We start from the raw sequence: 22,407 nt of genomic DNA on the forward strand, positions 1-22,407 counted from the left end.
ACGGACGATTTAGATTCGTGGTCTGGGACTATTTTAAGATTACCAGGCGAAGGCAGCTCCACGGTCGTTAATCCAAAGCCCAATTTCAAAATTACTCTAAAAATCTTCATTCTATTGATAAAGATTTAAAGCATCTGCCTTTTCATTATTAGTTTTTTAGTATCTTAGCTCATTATTAAAACGAGATATTTGTAACCCAGATAAGGGTTTGTCGTAGAACGAGAAATATCTTAGTAACGCTTTTAGATAGGGGAACTTGCATGAAAAAACAAATACTAATTGTTGATGATGAAGTTAGTATTCTTAAACTGCTGAATTTTGTATTATCCAAGGAATATGACCTTATAATCAAAAACAGTGGCGTTGAGGCAATTAGCTGGTTGGAACAAGGCAACGATCCTGAGCTTATTATATCTGACCTTCAGATGCCATATTTCGATGGCAGTTCGCTTATTAGAAATTTAAAGATTAGCGGTTACTACAGAGACACCCCGGTAATTTTACTGTCAGGAGCAGATGATCTTGACGAAAGGGTAAGCCAAATGTCTGTCAAGGTTGAAAGTTACATGCAAAAACCATTCAATCCCACAACCTTGAAGAGAGTAATTAGTGAATTAATAGCCCGTAAGAATGATCTTGAGCTCTCCAATTAATAATCTTTCGCATCAAACAGGGGTCAACGCAAAAGTGGCCTATGCTGGTTCTGAATTGAAGGAAATGATCCTACCGGAACTTGTGGCTCAATTTGAGGTAGAATATGATGGTCTTGACCTGGAAAACATCGAGCAATATTTGAACGATCAATCCCTCTTAACTCTTCCGGATATCATCCTTTTGGAGGCCGATAAAAAAGAAAACTGGTTGGCTCTGATAAGCCGGATAAGAAAGAACCCTCTATTACAGGGTATTATTATCGTTGTTGTGTCTGCTTTCTCCAATAAGGCCTGGAAGAAAAAAGCGATGGCTTTAAAGGTTCACGATTTCTATACTTATCCTTTTCCTCTCGAAGATCTTTGCGAACGTTTGGGATTCCTTGTAAAGTTTAAACTCATTAAACCTAAGTTAGCAGAACTGGCAGAACAGGTAGATGTTCGATATAAAATGCCTCTTTACAAACGTACCTTCGATATCATCGTTTGTTCTGTAGCATTATTATTCCTATCTCCCCTATTCCTGGTTATTGCCGCTTTGGTTCGTCTGGAATCAAAAGGACCTATTATTTATAAAAGTAAGCGGGTAGGCACAGGCTATAAGATCTTTGATTTTTATAAGTTCCGTTCAATGAGAACTGGCGCGGACAAAGAAATAGCAACACTATCGGCACTGAATCAATATTCAGATACAGAAACCGGAAAATCTGCCTTTGTTAAAATAAAAGACGATCCGCGGATAACCAAAGTAGGACATTTCATCCGCAACACTAGTATAGATGAGTTACCGCAGCTGTTTAATGTATTAAAAGGTGATATGTCTTTGGTAGGTAATCGCCCTCTTCCTTTATACGAAGCAGAAATGCTTACATCAAACGAATGGACCACTCGTTTCCTTGGGCCCGCTGGATTAACTGGTTTATGGCAGATCAGCAAACGCGGAAAAGAAGAAATGTCTGAGAGAGAGAGAAAGAAGCTGGATAACTATTATGCAGCTAATTACTCCTTCTGGTTGGATCTTAAGATTATCATCGGAACATTCCCGGCATTATTACAAAAAGAAAAAGTTTAAAAGAGGTTTCTTTTAAAAGATTCACCATAGAAAAAAGGACAGCCGTTTAAGTACAGCTGTCCTTTTTTCGTAATAGACTTATTCATTTTTTTGAGATTATTAACTGCCTCTCGAATGGTCTAATTATAAATTCTAACACAAGTTTTCGATAATTTTCGTTGTTACCATTACAGAACTGAGCATAAAAAAAGTGCCCCGGTTATGAGGCACTTAATTCAGCTTTTTCTTTTTTAGCTGCCCTGTTCTTTTTGGTTTGTTTCGGTCTTTTTTTTCCGAAAGATCCCATGGATATTTTTCCTTTTTTACTTTTCTTGTCGCCTCTTCCCATAGTTTAAAATGTTAGCTATTAAGAATTTCAACAAGGAGCGAAGATGATTGTTCTAAAATCTGCTAAAGAAATTTTCTAACCTACTTCAGCGTGCTCTTTCGCTGCAAGATATCTTTCTGCTTCCAAAGCAGCCATACAGCCACTTCCTGCAGCTGTTACAGCCTGCCTGTAATGTTTATCCTGAACATCACCGCAAGCAAATACACCTTCTATATTTGTTAAAGGAGTACCCGGCTTAGTAATAAGATACCCTGTTTCATCCATATCCAACCATCCTTTAAAGATATCAGTGTTTGGTTTATGTCCGATAGCGACAAAGAAACCTGTTACATCAACTACCTTCTCTTCAGAAGTCTTATTGTTCATAATTCTTATGCCAGTTACATTCTGACCATCACCCAGGATTTCCTGAGTTTCCGAACTGTAATGTATTTCGATATTAGCGGTATTAAGCACGCGATTCACCATAGCTTTAGATGCACGGAACTCATCTCTCCTAACGATCATATGAACTTTTCTACAAAGCTTTGCCAAATAAGTAGCTTCTTCTGCAGCAGTATCACCTGCTCCTACGATAGCTACATCCTGGTTACGGAAGAAGAAACCGTCGCACACAGCACAAGCTGAAACACCGAAACCATTGTACTTTTGCTCGCTCTCCAGTCCCAGCCATTTAGCAGATGCGCCAGTAGCAATAATTACTGTATCTGCCGTGATAGTCTTGTGCTCGTCGATCACAACTTTATGAGGAGACCCAGAAAAATCTACCGAAGTAACATAACCAAAGCGAATGTCGGTACCAAAACGTTCCGCTTGTTTACGAAAATCTTCCATCATCTCTGGTCCTAAGATCCCGTTTGAATACCCAGGGAAATTTTCTACTTCTGTGGTCTGCGTTAACTGCCCGCCAGGAACGATACCTGTATATAAAACTGGTTTTAGATCAGCACGTGCTGCATAAATTGCAGCAGTATATCCTGCCGGCCCCGATCCTATAATTAGACATTGTATGTGTTCTGCTTCCAACATATTAAATATTTGGTGCTAAATTACGAGTTTATCCCAGCGGTGGCAAGATCGAACTGTCAGCATGATGTTTATTTCCGGCCTTTGTATGGCACTTTTTAACGTTACCCTTTGCAGCAAAGTGTTGTTTTTTTCCACAAGTGAAATGATCATGTAGATTCTTAAAAAAGCAGAAAGGCTTAAAAACCAGCCCTATTCTCACTTTTTACATTTTTTGGCACAATTATCCATAACTAATAACTGTACTCACACTAAGAACAAGATGAAAAATTTAATTTTCGGAGCCCTGTTAGTTGTTATTTGTTCAGGGACAAATCTTGCTAATGCTTATACTCAATCAACATATAAAGTGTCTGTTTCTTTACAGGATACGACAAAAAAAGATACAACTAAGACAGGTTCAAATACGACCCCTACAGATACCACAAAAACGAAAAAGCCTAAAAGCAAGCAATAATTAGCTCTGGGTAAAACATAACGATCTTTTTACAGTTAATTACAGTTAATCCTTTACAACAGCCGGAGAGTTCTTCGGCTTTTGTATTTTTGGTTATCTGATTTATTTTTGATACCCTATGGCTAATTTGCTACTGGTCGAAGACGACGCTACATTTTCAGAACTACTGCAGGGTTTTTTACAAAAAAAAGGGCACACAGTAGACACCGCATCTAAAGTTAAAAATGCGGAAAAAATGCTTGAGCAGAAAGCATATAATCTTCTGTTACTTGATTACCGATTGCCAGATGGCACTGGCCTTGATGTTCTTAGCTCAGCGAAATCGAACGGCCTGAATATTCCTGGAATCATTATGACTAGTTTTAATGATGTACGAACAGCTGTAAGAGCTATGCGTTTCGGTGCATTAGACTACATTACCAAACCTGTAAATCCAGATGAACTGCTGATGGCAGTTAATGAAGCTCTTGGAAAGAAAATCAACAAGGAGCAACAACTGGTTGAAGAAACGAGCCCAGTTGAATTTATTGAGGGAAACAGTGCTGCTTCAGTGCAACTTAATAGCTACATTAAATTGGTTGCCCCTACTGATATGTCTATTATCATACAAGGTGAAAGTGGCACAGGAAAGGAATACGCTGCAAAGTCTATACATAGAAACAGTAAAAGAGCCAATATGCCCTTTGTTTCTATTGACTGTGGAGCATTATCCAAACATCTTGCAGGGAGTGAGCTGTTCGGACATACTAAGGGAGCTTTCACAGGAGCAGTTCTGGATAAAAAAGGGCGGTTTGAAGCAGCAAACGGAGGAACTTTATTTCTTGACGAGATAGGCAACCTTGACTACGAAGTGCAGGTTCAACTTTTAAGAGTGTTACAGGAACGCGTGGTGCAACCTATTGGAAGTAACAAACAAATTAAAGTTGACGTTAGGATTATCGTCGCAACAAATGATGATCTTTATAACAGTGTAAGTAAAGGCGAATTTCGCGAAGATCTTTACCACCGGTTGAATGAATTTAAGATCGAGGTTCCGGCGTTAAGAGACAGGGACAAAGATCTGGAGGTCTTTATAGACCATTTCATTAAGCAGTCTAACCAGGAGCTGGACCGGAATGTAAAAAAAGTCTCTCCTGATGTTAAGGATCTACTACTTAACTATGACTGGCCCGGAAACTTGCGTGAGTTGAAGAACGTTATCAAGCGTATGGTCTTATTAACTCCTGGCGAAGTGGCCATGAAGGAAGCACTTCCTTCAGAAATGTTCCTTACCATCAAGCAAGGTTTAAGGCCCAATACATCGGATATCAAAGCGGTAAACGAGGCCAATGAGAAAGAGCTGATCGCACAAACCTTACTAAAAGTGAAGTATAATAAATCTCAGGCAGCCAAGCTTCTTAATATTGATCGGAAAACTCTTTATTATAAGATGGAGAAGTATCAGATAGATGGTTAATTTCTTCTTTCACTAATCTTATAACATCCTGAACTTCCTCTGTAACCCATTTAATATCCTCGGCAGTAACAGCCGGGGATTTTTCATTTTCACTATTCAGTGCAAGAATTTCCAATTCTCGCATCAAAGAAGCCAGCCTTGCAGCACCCAGTTGAGCACTCCTTCCAGCTAAACGGTGAAACAAAAATGCTACAGCAGGATCATGAGCAGTTAATTGGACCAATTGTTCTATATCTTCCGTACTGTCGTCTACATACTTATGAAGAATTTTCACTAAACGCTCATTATCGCCGAAAGTCATCATCCGTACACTGCTTAGATCTAATTCATTCTTTACCTCTGTAATAACAGGAGCGGCTTCAGGGCTCTCCCCGCCTCTAAGCAGCGACATTAGATCTGCTTCCCGGAATGGTTTCATTAAAATTCCGTCGAAGCCTGATTCAAGGATAACCTGCCTTTCTTCAGGCAAAGCCTGAGCTGTCAATGCGAATATCTTCATTGTTGCACTAAGTTTCCTTAGTTCAACACAAAGGTCTAACCCATTCATTTCAGGCATGCGTATATCAGCGAACACAATAACATCCTCATGATGGTCAATAGTAGCCAGCAATTCCAATGGCGAATTAAAACAATGGTGAGTTACGTTATTTTTTTCTAAAATAGAAGAACATAGCTGAAGAATAAGTTCGTCATCATCCACCACAAAAACCTTAGAATCCGCAACTGTTCCTCTGATCTCCTGCACCTCAATCTCTGCTACAGGGTTTTGCTTAGGTTTAGCAAAACCAAGTTCAATTGTAAAACAAGATCCTTTTCCCATTTCAGATTCTACATGGATCTCTCCACCCTGTAGCTCTACTAATTCCTTCACAATACTAAGTCCCAACCCTGTGCCACTTGTAGCAGCAACCGAAGATGTATTCACCTGTTCAAATTGATTAAAGATATTGACCAAGCTGTCTTTAGGGATCCCAGCTCCGGTATCCTGAACGGAGAATTGATGAATATAGCGCTTGCCTACATCCGAAGACTTCACCGATAAGATAACACTGCCTTCACTAGTGAACTTAATGGCATTACTAAGAAGATTGTATAAGATTTGTTTTAGGCGGAAAGAGTCGCCCTTAACATAGTCGGCTGATGAGGTATCCTGCAAGACAAGTGCCACCGATTTCTTCTCTGCCTGAGGTCGCATTACAGCTATTATTTCACCGAGCAACCCATGGAGGTTAAAAACAGTGTAGTTGAGAGAGAACTTCCCAGACGCAAGGCGACTGTAATCCAGGATTTCATTTACGATCTGCAAAAGGTGTTCGGAAGAATAGTGAATAGCTTCAATATCCTCCTTCCTGGGCTCCGGCTGATTGAGTAACTGCTCAGAATAACCAATGATTGACTGAAGAGGCGTCCGTATTTCATGACTCATGTTAGCAAGAAAGCGTTGACGCACTGCACTGTGGCGCTCAGCCTCATCTTTTGCTAATTCCAGCTGTTTTCGGTAACGCGAACTCTTGGAAATATCCGTTAATATTAAATAAAGCAAAATAGCCGTTGCCAAAACAAACAACAGGATTATATTTATGATCCGGTTTGCCCCAGATTCTATAACCTTTTTGGTATCGCTATTATTCCTGTCAACCTGCCTGACAGCGTCTTTCTCTACCTCCTGCAAAATGTTAAGCATTTGGTTGATCAGCAAGTTTCCAGTGTTCATTAATGCAGCCTCGCGGTTTACAAAGCTTGTGCTTTTCAGCTTCTGGGTACTTACGATAGTTCTGCTGGCTTTATCCAATTCCCTTTTGATGCTGTCTGTGTTTGCTACCTTGGTCTTGAGGGTATCAATTTTTACAGCTACGGTTTCACTCTCCAGTTCTTCGTGCGGGATGTGGGTAGAAGCAGTCCGGGTCTCAATTTGAGCGGTATCCTTTACACGCTTCTTTTTGCCAAATATTCGTCCGAGAAAGGTCTTCTTTTCTTTTTCCTGTTGCTTCCTTATTTCCTCATCTTCCGTATTAACAGCTACGGTGGAGGTTCGCTCTGTGGTTATTACTTTTTCAATTAATACGGGGCTATTTGAATAGATATTTGTGAGGGTTTTAAGTTGTACTGTTAGTTCTTTACTGCTAACCAAGCCCTCACGGACTTTCATATAATTGCTAAAGAGGCTGTCCCTCTCTTTAAGGATCTTTTTCATGGAGCCGATCCTGGCCGATTGAGTAGAATCCTTTGCGTAAAGACTTTGAAGAGTATCTAAAGAGGCCCTCAACCGGGCCGACTTTTTAATTAGTATCGTTGTATCCTGCTTTCCCCCGAGAATTGCCTGGGTACGTTGTAATTGTTCAAGGTGGTTAATCTCTCTAAACAAAAAATTAACACGATGTAGCCTATCTACAGGAGTTGACAAGCTATCTACATTCTTAAATATTTCAATAGAAACCTGGCGTGAAGCCTCCCAAGCAAAAAATAAGGCTATACACCCAGATAAAAATGCGATGATAACCTTACCTTTCATAAATTGCATACATGCTTTCCCTCAGTTCTTTTTTCAATAGTGTTTGAACTATAACGAAAGAAAGCATAAAATGTGTTATTCCAAATAGTTCATCTCATTTTCAATGGGTTATAGCGCTATTCTATCCGTTATCAGCAAAGGCCGGGTAAAGTGTCATTCCCCCGTCTACATAAATAGTTGTACCTGTTATATAGTCTGCTTCGTCGGATACAAGCCAGGCCGCAACTTTCCCTATGTCCTCAGGTTCTCCGATGCGTTTGTAAGGGATAATGTTAAGAAGATCCTTAGCTTGCTGAGGATCAGACCATACCTCCTCATTGATAGAAGTTTTTATGGCACCAGGCGAAATAGCATTAACCCTGATCTTTCTCGGTGCGAGCTCCTGGGCCATTGTTTTCATCATCATCAGGATCCCCCCCTTACTGGTGGCATAATTTACATGCCCAGCCCAGGGGATAACATCGTGCACACTGCTTATACAGACGATCTTTCCGCAAGCCTTGCTTTTATCGCACATTCCGCGTTCAAGAAACTGTTTGACAGCTTCCCTGGCACAAAGGAATTGTCCTGTTAGATTTACCCCAAGTACTCTCTGCCAATCATCCAGCGACATCTCGTGAAGAGGAGCATCCTTCTGCATTCCGGCATTATTGATCAGAATGTCGATATGCCCAAACTTTTCTTTCATGCCAGCAAACATTGCAAGTACGTCTTCTTCACTGCTAACATCCGCCTGGCATGCAAAAGCATCAGAGCCTGCCTGCTTTATAATTCCAACAACCTCATCTGCACCTTCTTTGTCTGAGTGGTAGTTGACCAATACATTTACACCTTGTTTGCCTAGTTCAATAGCTATAGCTCGACCAATCCCACTGTTACCACCAGTGACAATAGCATTTTGTCCTTTAAGTTTTTGTATTTCCATCTTGATAGATAAAGAAAAGGCTATCTCAAAAACTGCTTCCTCAGAATCCAGCTTTTAAGACAGCCTTTCAAATTTTAAACTATTAGTCTTCCCTGTTAACGAATTTGTGAAATGTACTTGTTTCCCCGTCTGCTTTTTTATCCTGATACAGGAGGTCTAGCTTATTTTCGTCGAAATTTTGAAAGAAATCAACCCAGGGAATTTCCTCAAAACGATCGTCGGCATCGCTATGCTTAGGGAAATGAATTCTTAAAACACCATCGTCTTCATCCTTGCCAGTGTTTTTGATTTTGGCGGGCACGCCACCACGCTCTTCCGCCCATTTCTGAATCTTTTTATGGTCGTGTGTTTTCTGTGATGAACTCATAGTTAGATAGTTTTTTAATCATTGTCATTAAAAACAATGCCAGAATTTACAGAATAAGTATTAACACAAGGATAATGATAATGATTGCTCCGGCAGATAAATAAACACCCCCGCCAGTTATGGCTCTAGCCTGTTTCTCCATGGAGCGTAATTCCTTTTTCAACTCCTTTTTCTCAGTGCGAGTCAAGTTTGATTTGTCCATGTGACGGATCTCTTCAACACGATTTTGAATGTGCTGAAGCTGAACTTGTTGCTCGGTTGTGAGCTCTTTTTTGCTCGCATTTGAAGCTGCGAAGGTAGGGGTAGCAAACAATCCAACTGTAAAAACCAGAATGATGGTATAAATTAATTTTTTCATAGTACTTTATTTATTCGATTATGCTCTTAACAACGACTTAAGCGTAGTGTTTGCACTATCCTCTTATGATAAAGTATCAGCATTCATAATTATCAGTTATTTAAGTTTAAAAGGTTCCAATTCTTTTATTGGCGCAGGAGTTTTGGGTGGCTCAACTGGCGCTATATCTTTTAACCCTCTGCCACTTACATTCACCCCATTTAGCAAACTTCCATCATAACCGCTTACTTGTATATTATCGATATCTGCGTTCCTGATATTGGCCAGAAATATTCCCTTCTTACACGTGCCGTTTACATTTCTTAAAGAAAAACCATCCAGGGGTTTATCGGGATGAATTGAAGTGCCTTCTACTAAAACAGGAACATCTGTTACTTTTACGTTAGAGAAATGAAAATCTTTTATAGTAGGAATTCCATCTTGTCCAGGAACAGGGACCTGATCCTGCAAGCCGCTTCCCAATATATTAAAACGTAGAAATCCTCCCTCCATTCCTGATACTTCGATATTATCTACTTTAATATTTTCTATAAAAGCACCTCTTCCCGGCCGGCTTTTTATGTATATAGCGTGAGTTTTTGCGTAAGTAAAGCGGCAATTCTCGATCTTAACATCTCTGATACCGCCGGAAGTTTCACTTCCGATTCCGATACAAGCAAAGATAGAATCCGCAAAAGTGCAATTAGAGATATGAACGTTTTCTGTAGTCCGCAAAAGCGTGTATCCTTCCATTCCCCTACCAGATTTTAAAGAGATACAATCATCCCCTGTGGCAATATCACAATTGTCTATTCGAACATTCCTGCATGAATCAATGTCAATTCCATCACCATTTCCTCCAGCACTCCTTATTGTTAGACCCTTAATAAAAATATTCTCGCAATAGGTTGGATGTATCGACCACATGAGATGGTAGTCTGTAGAGAAGTTTTCAAAATGGACATTCTGGCAATTGATCGGTTCGATCAGCGCTGGGCGCCTTAAAGGATCTTTCGCACTAGGGCGTCCGCCTACAGAATGACTACCTTTAATTTGTCCTGCCCCTATAATAGCAATATTTGAAGCATCCATTGCATAAATAAGGGCAGTGTAACCTGGGATCCATTTGCCTTCCCATCGCACCTGATGTACAGGATAGTCATTAAAGTCTCCACTACCCAGCAATGTTGCGCCCTTGTCAAGATTTAAAGTGGTATTAGAGCGAAGCTCTATGGCGCCGATAAGATAAGAGCCGGAAGGAACATAAACTTCCCCTCCACCAAGAACACTGCAGCGATCTATAGTTTGTTGAAAAGCCAGTGTATCTTTTACCGTGCCATCTCCTTTGGCACCAAAATCCTTTACACTTAAACGTATATTATATTGTCGCCGGTCGGGAAGACCAATTTTACCTGACTGGGATGACGAATTAATGATGCTACAGCTTGTCAGACCAGAGACAAAAGGAGCAGCCAGAAGGGCTTTACCTGTAACTTCAAGAAACTTGCGACGGTTATTCAGAGTCATATTGGTTATGTGGTTTGGAGAGCAATGTAAGAATTTTGTGAAAAGCGCCGCTTATTTATCAAAAAAGATACTTTAAGCATTAAAACGAACTTTTTCCAAATTTGAAAGTTTATTCCAATACAAAATTTAGCTATGCAAAACTTTAAAGATGTATTGAATATTCCATCCTCAGAAAGTATATTGGAAGTGTTGAACCTGACCTTTAATAGTGAAGTTGAAAATGCTAATCCACATGCCACTTTTGGATTTTCGGTTCCTTTGGTTACAGATGAATGCCCTTCAAAGCTTAGTTACTACCCATTAAGTAAAGCGTCTTTGATTGCTTTGCAGGAGAATCTGGACGAGGAAGCCTTTATTGAGAGGATAAGCAATAAAAAGTTTTGTGTCATCATTTGCAACTCATTCGATAAAATCAACGAAGCAGAGGGACAAACCATCTCCTATCGTCCATATGATGGAGCAGTTTCATTTATTGCCGGAGTTTGGGACGTTACAGAAGATCCTTTAATGGGGGCAAGTTTATATAGCTGCACTTTTTTAACCGTAGAACATAGTGACCAACAATTTGGGAGAGTACCCTATTTTTTAAGGAGAGATCAGATTGCCAGCTGGATTGGAAATGAGCTTAACATAGAACAACGCTTAGATTTTCTAAGCGGAATAAATTAAACCTGAATCTTCATTACCTTTTCAGGGTATCTGGAAGCGAAAGTTTGAACGACAGTACGGATATAATCGTTAGACGAATAAGGCTCTAAAAAAGACTTTACCGCTAATACATCTTCCAAATCCTGATCTTTAGGTAAGTATCCCATCCCTTTAAGCTGACCACTTTCCATCCATACAACACTCTGTTCTTCCATTGTTCTACCTTCGTCGATAAAAGCGAAAGAAGGTAAGCCAGCCTTTAAGCCTGCGAGCGCTGCTTTCACTCTTTGATTATAACTCCATTGATGTTCTTTACCATCACAGGCACCGTGACAATGTTGGTCCTGAATCCCGATACAAGGATCTGTATTTCTTTGAATAAAGCATAATTTAGGACAAAGCTCAAACTCTTTCATCAATACTTTGATAAGATTATGGCCTTCTGATAACTGACTGAAGCTATAAACAGGCGTAGAGAACTTGTTCTTCTTATCGATCATTATCCGTTGGTAGCCTTTCTGATCCTCATAGACATATAAGCCGTAAGCAAGATCAAAACGCTTCAATGCTCTGTTATTCTCCGGCCAAAGACGCTTTATTTCAGAAGCCTCCAGAATTAAAGCCATGAGTTCTGTGCCGCATTCTTTGAAATCAATGGTGTGAATATTCTTTAGAAACTCCTGCCTTTGACGACCTGAGTTATTACCAGAGAAATGCGAATAGACCCGTTTTTTTATATTAACGGCCTTGCCAACATAGATCACTTTAGCTTTTCTATCCTTGAAATAATAAACACCGGGACTTGAAGGTAATTTTTCCAACTCTTCCCTGTTTAGATAAGGCGGAAGTTGCTGTTCTTTTGAATTTCTATTCAGGGACCTTTGAATCAGTCCCTCTTTATCATTTTCCAATAGCAAACTAAACAGCTTCGCTGTCGCCTCAGCATCCCCCCCTGCCCTATGCCGGCCTTCAATTTCGATATCTAAACATTTGCAAAGCTTACCAAGGCTATAGGAGGCATAGCCTGGCAGTATTTTTCTGCCGAGACGAACAGTACAGAGCTTTTTAAGCTGCAGTTCAAACCCAGCCTGAGAAAGTTGATGTCGAATGAAGGAATAGTCAAAATTAACATTATGAGCAACGAACACCTTTCCCTGCAGCAGATCGTATATTTCCGCTGCCACTTTTTCGAAAGGTGGAGCTTTACGCACCATTTCGTCGTCGATACCTGTCAGAGCTGAAATGTATATAGGTATTGGAATACCGGGATTAATAAGGGTTTGATAATGTTGCACCACCTCCTTGCCATCGTGAATAACAATGGCGACCTCAGTGATTCCATTAGCACTAGCATGCCCTCCCGTGGTTTCAATATCTACAATGGCGTACATTATACAAAGCTAAGAATTACTAATTATTTTAGCTTAGAAGAAATAAGAAAATTGAATCCAGAAAACAAAAAAGGGAACCCAAGGCTCCCTTTTAATACTCTTATCATTCGAAAGGATCTATTACATCCCATTAATACTTATACCCACCTTTCCTTTGGCTACTACCATTGCTACCAGGGCATTAGGTGTAAGGAATATGCGGTTAGGAGAAAGTTGTGTCATTGCTCCATTTACTTTTACCCCCTTCATAGGCTCGTAATTGGTTAAGAATCCGGCCATTGTCTTTTCACCTTCCTTCAGCTGATCGCTGATGGAAAAACGACAGCTTTCCTGGATCTTTTTGGCAATAAGGCCGTGCACCAGCCAATCTCCCGTCTTCAACAATTTGTTCTTTGAGTCGAGTACGAAATCCACATCATCCATATATACTTCACGCTTTGCAGCATCATACTTTGGAACTCCTGACAAGTAGAACATTCCATTTACAGTGCCTTTCATGCCTACCTCAACAATCATCTTTCCATCTTTTCCCCATAGATCGATACTTGACACCGTAACAGACCGCTTACCAGACTCAAATTTTTGTCCGTTGAAATTTTTCTGCATAAGCGCTGCCGCATTTTGATAAGTTACAATACTAGCAATGTTTGCATTGAACTCCGAAGGCATTTTTTCAACCGCGGTTAACGCCAGTTTATTCTTATCGAAACTTAAACCGGGTTTGTTTCCAACTACTGTTTCTAAGTAAGCTTTCATACCAAGATTCATGGTGATCTTCTTATTGGCAACTACAGCCTTAGTAGCGTAAAGCTCCAGTGGTTGGATTCCAAACCATGTATTGTACTCCTGATTAACTTGCATTGGTTGAGCAATAGATTGTATCGCGTCAATCACGTAGGGTTTTACATCAATGGCTTTTTCTATAGATTGATCAACCATTTGCCCCATTCTACCTTTAAAGGCCGCAATAGCCGGGTTAATAAGGTAAGTTATTGGCATTTTTTTACCCATTATAGAAATAGTTGGACTTTCCTTCCACTCTATTCCCGCAACCTGTGTTTGGGTTGACAGTTTCCAGTTAGTAAGGGCGACAGATGCATTAATTTTTATGACACCATTAAGATTTACATCACGGGTATCATAGGCAGAGAGGCCAAACTTTTCAACCCCGTAGCGTACTTGAGTCCATACCTTCATGGGTAGCTCAATATGTAGCTTTCCTCCGTTTTCCGTAACAACGATCGGCCCTTGTTTCCATACTTTCAGCTGCAAGTTGTCGTCCTCCAGCTTATTATCTTCGAAGATAAGACCGTTTAAAAATTTGTTCGTTTGGTTCTGGATATCGGCAATGCTGATCTCTACAGGTAATTGTACATAAGAAAGTTGTTTATCATAAACAACCTCTTTACTGTAACTGGCTTCTGGTTTAAGTGCCTGAATTTTCTTTGATGTACTACAGGAAGCAAGGAGCAAGGCTAAAGCTCCATAAGCTAAACTCTTCTTTTTCATTTAAGGGAAAAACAAATTACCCTGCGAATATAATGCAATAGAATGAATTAGATAAAACAAACTAATAGTCAAAGATTTAAAGGACGCCTTGCTTATGAAGGTTTATTTGCATGTCCAGATGGTACAGCCGAAGTAAAAAGAGGTTTTTAAATCGGCTGTTCCAATTAAATAGTAAGTATTACCTTATTCCTGCGGACGGATATGATATTCCCTTTCAAGGAAATTACCAAGCTCATTAACTTCCTGAGGACTCAAGTTCCAATCATCCTGCGAGGTGACTTTCCAACCTGATTCTGTGTTCTCGATCAGAAGGGGATGCGGATCCATCAACTTTCTTTCCAGGGAATACATTCGGTGATTTAAATCCATTGGCTCGGCAAATAGTTCCTGATCTTCGCCGTTAACAGGAAAATTTATTTTAAAACGCTTTAATGTAGACATAGACAAACTTTATGTAGATAACACAAGCAATAGGGCCAATGTTTAAGACCTGGCAAAATAGTTGATATTCAATATTCCTTTAGTGGGCAGATTTAAACCAGATATCCTTCCTTTTACCCAGATTTGGTCCTTGTTCGATAGCCCGGCCTTACCCTTAGGTCAATCTTTGCATAATCTGCTAATGGAACAAGGACTATCATAGAATGTGGGACGAATTTGGTAAGTAGTATATATGAATAAAGATCGCTATAAGGTCGCTATAACATCGCTGTAAGGTCGCTATAAGGTCGCTAAAACAAGGGTTTTGAGGGCAAAATGATGGATAGGTGCTACTAGGAGCTTTATCAAATATACACAAAAGGGATTAAATTTTCTGCAGGGAAGCAGGGGATAAAAAAATAGGCTATATCAAAGGATATAGCCTATTTTCTTTAAATCGTAAGAGGTGTTTATTTTTTTACTAGGCAGCAGTACTTACACCCTGTTGTTCTACAGAATCTAACTCAAAAACTGCCAGTTGATTTAAAAAGTTACAATGAAGGGTACCAAAAAAGTTAATAATACCATTACTTGTTTTCCCTTGAATTAATACCCTCTCTTTTAAAATCTCTTTGTTTGCCAGATCCTTTCTCGACAATATCAAATCCTCATCCTGGATGGAAAAATCGGATTTTTCAATTGAGAATTGCCTTAGAATTTCGTTAAAGCTGAAACCATTTAATAATAATTCCTTTAATTTCATATTACCTCCTTAAAATTTTGAGAAATGAGACCTGTAAACTCCTCTAGGTATTTGCCGTCCTGGCACCATAAAGTCTAATAATAATTAACAAATATTAAGCCAGGAGCATTACATCCTAAAAATCTTCCATAAAATTATCAAATTACTTATCACAATTCAAATTATTCTTTAATCCCATTGCCAAAGTTACAATAGTGTTACAAAGAAAATTTATCTGTGTAGCAAAGTGTAGACCTAAAACATATACATCTGTTGTTTTTTTAAGACATTTCGCTACAATGCAGAATAAAATTTCCTCAACTTGGAATGAACTAAACTAGTGTTAGGTAGTTAAAAGAAAACACAGAATAATAACTAAGACAGATAGTGTATGAAATACACAGCAGGAATATGGGCGTATAGAAGAGCGATTGATGGATTTCAAGTATTGCTTGTTCATCCTGGAGGGCCTTTTTACATTAAAAAAGATGAGGGAGTATGGTCGGTGCCAAAAGGAGAATTTGATCCTGCTATCGAACAGGAATTAGAGGTGGCTAAAAGAGAATTTAATGAAGAAACCGGTAATAAGATCATTACTGAAGATTTTATAGTTCTAAGCCCTGTAAAAACTAAAGGAGGAAAGATGCTGAAAACCTGGGCCACCGAAACAGACTTCGAAAAACCTTTTATTTCATCTAACTTATTTGAAATGGAGTGGCCGCCAAAATCGGGAAGGAAGAAAGAGTTTCCTGAGACCGACAAGGCAGAATGGTTTTCATTTGAACAAGCAAGAATAAAGTTGAATGCCTCTCAATTACCGGTATTAGATGAGCTGGAACAAATTTTAAAAAGCAAATGTAAATAGGTTGTTCCCTGAATGATGCGACGTTTTTGTCTGCCACAACTTTTCGCAAGATTATTGACTTCCCTAAGCACTACTAATCAGAAAAATTTATTTTTGAAAAATACTGTTGAACCTTTACTATGCTTGGCAGTCAAACTCAAGCTGAATATATTAACATTTATGAAAAAACTATTTTCGCTTCTTCTATTTGCTTCATCCCTGCAGGTTCAGGCTCAGCACCACTTGGTTAAGCTATGGGAGAGCGACTCTCTCTCTGTTCCAGAGTCTGTATTACCTTCCTTGAAGAATAACTTCCTATACGTTTCTCTTATTGACGGCGTTCCTAATTCGGCTGATGGTAAAGGAGGAGTTGCTAAAGTAGGTCTCGATGGAAAGATACTTGATGCCAGTTGGGCAACCGGATTAAATGCTCCTAAAGGTATGGGCTTATTTAATTCCCAACTGTACATAGCAGACTTAACAGAGGTTGTTGTTTTAAATGCCGTTACGGGAAAACTGGAAACAAGAATTCCTGCTGCAGGCTCTGTTTTTCTTAATGACATTGCAGTAGACAGTAAGGGAGTGGTTTACGTATCTGACACACGAGTAGGAAAAGTTTACCGGATCGAGAAGAACCAAGCCGAAGTTTGGCTGGAAAATATCAGCGATGCCAACGGACTTAAAGTTATCGGCAAAGATCTTTATATCCTTTCAGGCACTAAATTGATCAAAGTGAATAGTAAAAAAGAAGTTACGACAGTAGCTGAAGGCTTTGCCAAAAACGGAGATGGAGTTGAGCCCTTAAAGAATGGCGACTTTATTGTTAGCTGTTGGAGCGGACTTGTTTATTACGTTTCTAAGAAAGGTAATATTGAATTACTACTAGATACTCAGGAATCAAAAATTAATACGGCAGATATAGGGGTGGACAGTGAAAAGAACATTGTTTATATTCCAACATTTAATCATAATAGTATAATTGCTTATCAACTTAAAAATAAATAAATAACCACATGAAGAAAACACTTTTTGCAGCGATCGCATTCACTATCGTGACTGCATTTTCTGCTTCCGCGCAGCAAGACAAATCCAAGCGTGTTAGTCCACCTGTTACCGTTACTGAAACTACCAAAAAAGGCGCAAAAATCACTATTACCTATGGTCAGCCTTCATTAAAGGGCCGTAAGATCGGAACAGATTTCGTTCCTTATGGTAAGGTTTGGAGAACAGGGGCAAACGAAGCCACAGTTTTCGAAATAGATAAAGATGTAAAGATCAAAGGACAGACACTTCCTGCAGGTAAGTATGGTTTATATACTATTCCTGGCGAGAAAGAGTGGGTGGTTATTTTTAATAAAACCTGGGATCAGTGGGGAACTAAGTATTCAGAGGCTGATGATCAGTTAAGAGTAACTGTAAAACCTGAGCACTCTGAGAAATTTCAAGAGAAATTAGTGTTTGAGATTTCGAAAGCAGGCGAAGTTTCTATTGAATGGGGCGACACTGAAGTGGAGTTCGAAGCAAAATAAGTAAGGGTCTCCTATTTAATATCGGTGAAAACGGGTATCAAAGTTCAAAACAGAATATTTGATACCCGTTTTCTTTCTATGGAGTCTGCTGATTCTGGTTGTAACTTATCATCCAATTTATACCGAATTTGTCGGTGAACATACCAAAGTAATCCCCCCAGAAGGTGTCGCCCAAGGGCATGGTAGTTTGTCCTTCAGCTGAAAGACTGGCGAAAAGTTGTTCCGCGTTCTCCTTACTATCAGCGTTAATGGATATCGAGAAATTATTACCCTGTTTAAATGAATTCGCCCATTCTCCACCTGTGTCACTTCCCATGAGCGTTGTTTCGTTACTTATAGGTAAAGATACGTGCATAATCAATTCTCCTTGTTCTGGAGACAAAGGAGGTACACCCTCTTGAGCGGGCATATCTTTAAACCGTCCAAGATAGGCAAAGTCTGAACCAAAGGCTGTTTTGTAAAAATTGAAGGCTTCTTCGCAATTTCCATTAAAATTTAAATAAACATTTACGGTAGGCATGGTATGAATTGATTAGAGTTAATATTAACAAGTTCTTATCGAAGCTAAGACATTTATGTTAATCCTTGTTTAAGTTTTTAAAAAACTGTTAAAATCTTTTACAGTAGTGGTAATGAGAAATCTTAAATTGGCTTCTGAACCTTTAGGTAGGGATTCCAGCTGGAAAGGGTTGAGAAGATCTTTAATAAGTAAGGGGTATGGAACCGTGGTTCTACTGAAAGTCCTAATAATGTAGAAACTTCGGCACCCAGCAAATGCGTCATTAGTTGCTGAACATCCTTTCGAGAAAGTTTTGATCCTGAGTCTAAACTAGTAAAAGTTTCAATTAAAGAATTTGTTAACTCTTTCCCCTGAATGGATTCTTTAAACTGTCTTACGCGAATTGCTTTTTCCAATTGATTTGCAGCCTTTCCATTCCTGGGAATGAGTCTTTCATCAACACCTAACAAATAGGAAATAACAGCCCAGAGATGTAAGAAAGCCTGTTGATCCCGGTCATTGATCGTTATGCCTGTTTTACGGAGCCCTCTTATTACAATCAGGGAGAATGCCAGACCTGTTCCCACCATATCTTCCTGATTAACGGGCACGCCCCATTTATCATTCCACTTGCCTGATTTCAGTGTGTAGTATCTGGCAATAGCATGAGTGAGGCGTGTCTTCAATATTCCTATAAAACCTCTACCCTGCCCGGCGAAAGCTCCTGGCGATTGTACATTTGTTACAAACTCACCCGTATCAGCAAGTCGTTTGGGAGTGTCGTTTCGTAGTCGCTCTGAAAGAAAAAGGACCATTGCCCCATCTGCTGCCGCATAGCAATAGGGTAAGGATAGCAGTCCAAGGAGCTGCATAATGGAATTTTGATATCGGCTGAAAAACGAGCATCCGAGGGATAACAATTTATCATCTGCCCATGTGGGAAGGTTTTGGGCTTGAGTAAAAACCTTTTCAGTCGCAAAAGGCAGGGGTAGATTTTGGAGGTCAGCATTCTGTGATGCTGCTCCTAACCAGTCGTACACCTCCTTCCGAGCCATATTATCACTAAATGATCTATAGATAAAATCGTCCGCAAGTGGATCGCCCACCTCTCGCATGTCGGATAAGAAGTTATCGGTATAGAGGTAGGCTGAAGGCATTAACTTTCTTTTTTAATATGAGGTGGATAAGTGTCTGTTTTCACGGTCGCTTTTAACTCATGCAAGATGTTATACAAACCGAAGTTAGTTCTATTAATGTAGATGAAGTGTTTTACTCCCCTTGCCTGTTTGAACTCAGGCATTCGTGCCATGCGATCCCCGTAGGCGTAGATCTGTTCGAAAAAATCAGTTTTACTGAAATCGAAGATTCCGCTGGTATATGGGCGCGTAAATAAGGCGATCATTTCGGAGAAATTTTCATAATAAAACTCCACTTGTTGAGGTGAATCTTTAGGTAGGATCATCTCCAGCTCCCTGAAGGCTTTCAACGTGGATTCTTTATCATTTAGCGCCCCCTTTAATGCCAAAGAGAAGAATGGATAATAAAAATCGTCTGGAAGCTCTTTAATACAGCCGAAATCAATTATCCCTAGTTTTCCCTCCGGTGTGATCAGGAAGTTCCCCGGGTGTGGATCGGCATGAACAGCTCTCAACTCGTGCTCCTGGAAATTGTAAAAATCCCACAAGGCCTGCCCTATTTTATTCCTCTCCTCCTGTGATGGGTCAGTCTGTAAATATTCCTTCAAATGAAGTCCTTCCAGCCAGCCCATTGTTATCGTTCTTTTACTGGAGAGCTCGGGATAGTATTCGGGGAACACTACATTTTCCAAAGCAGAACAAGCCTGGGAAAATTTAAGGGAACGGCGCACCTCCAACTCATAATCAGTCTCTTCCAGCAATCGTTCTTCAACCTCTCTCATATAAACATCCAGCTCTTTTTCGCTCATACCCAATAAACGGAAAGCAAATGGCTTAACAAGTTTTAAGTCAGAGGAAATAGAATCTCCTACTCCAGGGTATTGAATCTTTACAGCAAGTTTTTTTTCGCCAAGAAAAGCCTGGTGAACCTGACCGATAGAGGCCGCGTTAGTAGATTTGAGATCAAATTTATCGAACACCTTATCGGGAGTTTTTCCATAGTACTTTCGGAAGGTTTGAACAATAAGAGGGCCTGATAATGGCGGCGCATTATATTGGGACTGAGAAAACTGATTTACGTATGCTTTAGGAAGGATATTTTTATCCATGCTCAGCATCTGAGCTACCTTCAACGCGCTTCCCTTCAGCTGGCTTAATGATTCGTAGATATCTGCAGCATTACTCTCGTTCAACTCATCCTTACTCAAGTCGGGATTGAAAAGCTTCTTGGAATAGTGCTTCACATAATTCCCACCTATCTTAAATCCGGTTTTAACGAACTGAGTAGACCGTTCAATCTTGCTGGTTGGAATACTGTCTTGTTCTTTGCGTGTATTTTCGCTCATGTTTAAAAAGGCATTTTGATGCCCGCATTCTTAGCTAAAAATTTTCCGTATTCGAATATGTTATCAAGAGGGGATCTTTGAAAGAGATCAAAAGTGACGGTCAAGCCTTTTTCGATAGCCTCATCAGTTTTCTCAAAGCCCGAGGAGCTGTCTTTGATCCAGAAGTTTAAGACGAAGCCAAATTGCATCCACAGCGCATCTTTATATTTTCTGGATATAAATGCTCTATCCATTAGCTCTCCACTTTCAATGCCTTCCAGTAAAATTTCGGAACTAAAGCTTTCAAATAAGGGCTTAAGTTTATCCAACACCCGGGGACTACCAAGAGTTTTAGTAGAGCCATTCAGACTAAAAACGACAAAGCTTCGCCTGGATTTCAAAAGCTCGAAAAAACTATAGAAAAGAGATAAAGCCTTCTCCCTGGCAGAGTACTGAGGCCAAACCTCCTGTGCTTTTACTTCATTTACAGCAAGGCTTAGTAAATTCAGCCATATATCTTGTTCGATGGCTTCAAAAGAGGCGTAATAATTATAAAAATCCTCTTCAGCCAGCTCATTATCTTTTGCAAACACAAACACGCTTTTGGGTTGCTCCCCGTTGATCAGCACGTAGCTTATATAGGCATCCTGAAGTTTTTCTTTGATTTCCATCTTTTGTCTAGCTTTTAATTAATGCAGATCTATATCTACTACAATAAATATCGGAGTTTTTGATACCACAGTTCTTCGGCTATCATGAATTCTGCCAAAAATGAGATATAGATGAGATTTGGAAAACCTCAGCAGCCTGGGTAAGTTAAAGACACATTATTAGTTGGTATAGGAGTAAGGGTCGTTCTATAAACTCGCAGGTATGAATTTCAGGTATGTCAGGAACATTTTAAGTGTTATCTGTTTTAAATAAAAAATTGACTATGGCCGACACATTTAATCTTGAAATTGAAATATCAGCAGGAAAAAAATCCTTTACCGTTGTTCCTGAAAACGATGCCTATACCCTAATGGAATCAGGAAGTATAGTTGCTGTTCTAAAGCAGAAAGAGGGTGCATGGGTATTCACTACCGGTAGTTATTCGGAAGAAGACGCAAAGCTAGTAGGTGAAAAGATCAAGGAGAGGGGGAATAAATGAAAAGAGGATGTTTTTGATGTTTAATTCAGCTTGCTATCAGCACTTTCGATAGAGAAAATATCATAAATTTGACCGGAGCCATTCTCCAGGCCTTAATTATTAAAAACAATGAAACACACGATCTTAGCTCTATCTTTTTCTATTTTATTAGCCTCATGTGGCGGTTCTGAATCCAGCAGTAGTAGCAATACTTCGGAAAACACATCTACAGGTGGAAGTGCACAATCCACCTCAGAAGGAACAGGTGCCACTGACGGTACTACTCCCTCAAGCGAGTCCAAAGGCTCTCAATTAATTGCTACTTCTGATTGTCTTTCTTGCCATAAAGAGCATGATAAGCTTGTGGGACCTGCATACGCTGAAGTGGCTAAGAAATACGAGAACACCCCAGCGAATGTGGAAATGCTTGCAAATAAGATAATCCAGGGAGGGGCAGGAAATTGGGGAGATATCCCAATGACACCTCACTCCTCCATATCGAAAGCAGATGCCGAAGAGATGGCAAAATATATTCTTACAATTAAGTAGCGAACTGAGGTACATTCGAGAGGATGCGA

General features: G+C 39.7%; 25 protein-coding genes. 10 read left to right on the forward strand and 15 right to left on the reverse strand.

The window, feature by feature from the left end; translation table 11 throughout:
* Positions 1-260 precede the first annotated feature (260 nt).
* Complete coding sequence (locus tag J4N24_RS13770; RefSeq protein ID WP_207534278.1) at positions 261-653, forward strand: response regulator; 393 nt, start codon at positions 261-263, stop codon at positions 651-653.
* Positions 631-1,722 carry a sugar transferase gene (locus tag J4N24_RS13775; RefSeq protein WP_207534279.1) on the forward strand — a complete coding sequence of 364 codons (1,092 nt, stop codon included), beginning with the start codon at positions 631-633 and terminating at the stop codon, positions 1,720-1,722. The genes J4N24_RS13770 and J4N24_RS13775 overlap by 23 nt, the downstream gene beginning before the upstream one ends.
* A gap of 199 nt (positions 1,723-1,921) precedes the next feature.
* On the opposite strand, the gene J4N24_RS13780 is transcribed toward J4N24_RS13775, so the two are convergent.
* Together J4N24_RS13780 and trxB are read right to left on the reverse strand one after the other, a co-directional pair.
* Positions 1,922-2,050, reverse strand: coding sequence for a 30S ribosomal protein THX (locus J4N24_RS13780; RefSeq protein WP_207534280.1), 129 nt, complete (start codon positions 2,048-2,050; stop codon positions 1,922-1,924).
* A gap of 75 nt (positions 2,051-2,125) precedes the next feature.
* A complete protein-coding gene (gene trxB / locus J4N24_RS13785; protein ID WP_207534281.1) occupies positions 2,126-3,079 on the reverse strand; it encodes a thioredoxin-disulfide reductase in 954 nt (317 codons plus the stop codon).
* A gap of 259 nt (positions 3,080-3,338) precedes the next feature.
* On the opposite strand from trxB, the gene J4N24_RS13790 reads away from it, so the two are divergent.
* Positions 3,339-3,533: a hypothetical protein gene (locus tag J4N24_RS13790; protein WP_207534282.1), complete on the forward strand. Its 195-nt coding sequence runs from the start codon at positions 3,339-3,341 to the stop codon at positions 3,531-3,533.
* Positions 3,534-3,651: 118 nt separating this feature from the next.
* On the forward strand, positions 3,652-4,989 hold the full coding sequence (locus J4N24_RS13795; protein ID WP_207534283.1) for a sigma-54-dependent transcriptional regulator: 1,338 nt from the start codon (positions 3,652-3,654) through the stop codon (positions 4,987-4,989).
* Here J4N24_RS13795 and J4N24_RS13800 read toward each other — a convergent pair.
* The 5 genes from J4N24_RS13800 to J4N24_RS13820 form a co-directional block, all read right to left on the reverse strand.
* Positions 4,931-7,501, reverse strand: coding sequence for an ATP-binding protein (locus J4N24_RS13800; RefSeq protein ID WP_207534284.1), 2,571 nt, complete (start codon positions 7,499-7,501; stop codon positions 4,931-4,933). The two genes, J4N24_RS13795 and J4N24_RS13800, sit on opposite strands and share 59 nt — an antisense overlap.
* Before the next feature lie 121 nt (positions 7,502-7,622).
* The gene (locus J4N24_RS13805) at positions 7,623-8,426 is read right to left on the reverse strand and encodes an SDR family oxidoreductase (protein WP_207534285.1); all 804 of its coding nucleotides are present in this window, start codon (positions 8,424-8,426) and stop codon (positions 7,623-7,625) included.
* Between the two features lie 82 nt (positions 8,427-8,508).
* Positions 8,509-8,793 (reverse strand): hypothetical protein, encoded by a 285-nt coding sequence (locus J4N24_RS13810; protein WP_207534286.1) that lies wholly within the window; start codon positions 8,791-8,793, stop codon positions 8,509-8,511.
* 46 nt (positions 8,794-8,839) lie between these two features.
* Complete coding sequence (locus J4N24_RS13815) at positions 8,840-9,151, reverse strand: hypothetical protein (protein ID WP_207534287.1); 312 nt, start codon at positions 9,149-9,151, stop codon at positions 8,840-8,842.
* Between the two features lie 96 nt (positions 9,152-9,247).
* Entirely contained in the window at positions 9,248-10,657 is a 1,410-nt protein-coding gene (locus tag J4N24_RS13820) for a glycoside hydrolase family 28 protein (protein ID WP_207534288.1), read from the reverse strand.
* Between the two features lie 132 nt (positions 10,658-10,789).
* Here J4N24_RS13820 and J4N24_RS13825 point away from each other — a divergent pair, with 132 nt between their 5' ends.
* Positions 10,790-11,326 (forward strand): SOS response-associated peptidase family protein, encoded by a 537-nt coding sequence (locus tag J4N24_RS13825; protein ID WP_207534289.1) that lies wholly within the window; start codon positions 10,790-10,792, stop codon positions 11,324-11,326.
* Here J4N24_RS13825 and J4N24_RS13830 read toward each other — a convergent pair.
* From J4N24_RS13830 to J4N24_RS13845, 4 genes are all read right to left on the reverse strand, one after another.
* On the reverse strand, positions 11,323-12,696 hold the full coding sequence (locus tag J4N24_RS13830) for an exonuclease domain-containing protein (RefSeq protein WP_207534290.1): 1,374 nt from the start codon (positions 12,694-12,696) through the stop codon (positions 11,323-11,325). The two genes, J4N24_RS13825 and J4N24_RS13830, sit on opposite strands and share 4 nt — an antisense overlap.
* Before the next feature lie 120 nt (positions 12,697-12,816).
* Positions 12,817-14,205, reverse strand: a complete 1,389-nt coding sequence (locus J4N24_RS13835; protein WP_207534291.1) for a DUF4403 family protein — start codon at positions 14,203-14,205, stop codon at positions 12,817-12,819.
* A 183-nt stretch (positions 14,206-14,388) separates the two neighbouring features.
* Positions 14,389-14,646 carry a hypothetical protein gene (locus J4N24_RS13840; protein ID WP_207534292.1) on the reverse strand — a complete coding sequence of 86 codons (258 nt, stop codon included), beginning with the start codon at positions 14,644-14,646 and terminating at the stop codon, positions 14,389-14,391.
* A 460-nt stretch (positions 14,647-15,106) separates the two neighbouring features.
* Positions 15,107-15,388 carry a hypothetical protein gene (locus J4N24_RS13845; RefSeq protein ID WP_207534293.1) on the reverse strand — a complete coding sequence of 94 codons (282 nt, stop codon included), beginning with the start codon at positions 15,386-15,388 and terminating at the stop codon, positions 15,107-15,109.
* A gap of 370 nt (positions 15,389-15,758) precedes the next feature.
* Between J4N24_RS13845 and J4N24_RS13850 the strand changes: the two genes are divergently transcribed.
* The 3 genes from J4N24_RS13850 (at position 15,759) to J4N24_RS13860 (ending at position 17,740) form a co-directional block, all read left to right on the forward strand.
* Positions 15,759-16,232, forward strand: a complete 474-nt coding sequence (locus J4N24_RS13850; RefSeq protein WP_207534294.1) for an NUDIX hydrolase — start codon at positions 15,759-15,761, stop codon at positions 16,230-16,232.
* Positions 16,233-16,391: 159 nt separating this feature from the next.
* Positions 16,392-17,216 carry an SMP-30/gluconolactonase/LRE family protein gene (locus J4N24_RS13855; RefSeq protein ID WP_207534295.1) on the forward strand — a complete coding sequence of 275 codons (825 nt, stop codon included), beginning with the start codon at positions 16,392-16,394 and terminating at the stop codon, positions 17,214-17,216.
* Between the two features lie 8 nt (positions 17,217-17,224).
* Positions 17,225-17,740, forward strand: a complete 516-nt coding sequence (locus J4N24_RS13860; RefSeq protein WP_207534296.1) for a DUF2911 domain-containing protein — start codon at positions 17,225-17,227, stop codon at positions 17,738-17,740.
* A gap of 76 nt (positions 17,741-17,816) precedes the next feature.
* Here the strand turns inward: J4N24_RS13860 and J4N24_RS13865 are convergent, their stop codons facing one another.
* The 4 genes from J4N24_RS13865 to J4N24_RS13880 form a co-directional block, all read right to left on the reverse strand.
* Complete coding sequence (locus tag J4N24_RS13865) at positions 17,817-18,260, reverse strand: VOC family protein (protein ID WP_207534297.1); 444 nt, start codon at positions 18,258-18,260, stop codon at positions 17,817-17,819.
* A 122-nt stretch (positions 18,261-18,382) separates the two neighbouring features.
* A complete protein-coding gene (locus tag J4N24_RS13870; protein ID WP_207534298.1) occupies positions 18,383-19,396 on the reverse strand; it encodes an oxygenase MpaB family protein in 1,014 nt (337 codons plus the stop codon).
* Positions 19,396-20,721, reverse strand: a complete 1,326-nt coding sequence (locus tag J4N24_RS13875) for an ABC1 kinase family protein (RefSeq protein WP_207534299.1) — start codon at positions 20,719-20,721, stop codon at positions 19,396-19,398. The genes J4N24_RS13870 and J4N24_RS13875 overlap by 1 nt, the downstream gene beginning before the upstream one ends.
* 2 nt (positions 20,722-20,723) lie before the next feature.
* Positions 20,724-21,371: a TetR family transcriptional regulator C-terminal domain-containing protein gene (locus tag J4N24_RS13880; protein WP_207534300.1), complete on the reverse strand. Its 648-nt coding sequence runs from the start codon at positions 21,369-21,371 to the stop codon at positions 20,724-20,726.
* A gap of 263 nt (positions 21,372-21,634) precedes the next feature.
* Here J4N24_RS13880 and J4N24_RS13885 point away from each other — a divergent pair, with 263 nt between their 5' ends.
* Positions 21,635-21,850, forward strand: a complete 216-nt coding sequence (locus J4N24_RS13885; RefSeq protein ID WP_207534301.1) for a hypothetical protein — start codon at positions 21,635-21,637, stop codon at positions 21,848-21,850.
* Positions 21,851-21,958: 108 nt separating this feature from the next.
* Positions 21,959-22,378 (forward strand): c-type cytochrome, encoded by a 420-nt coding sequence (locus J4N24_RS13890; RefSeq protein ID WP_207534302.1) that lies wholly within the window; start codon positions 21,959-21,961, stop codon positions 22,376-22,378.
* Positions 22,379-22,407 lie beyond the last annotated feature (29 nt).

Origin of the sequence: Desertivirga arenae, assembly GCF_017355785.1 — a bacterium.
Lineage (GTDB): Bacteria > Bacteroidota > Bacteroidia > Sphingobacteriales > Sphingobacteriaceae > Desertivirga > Desertivirga arenae.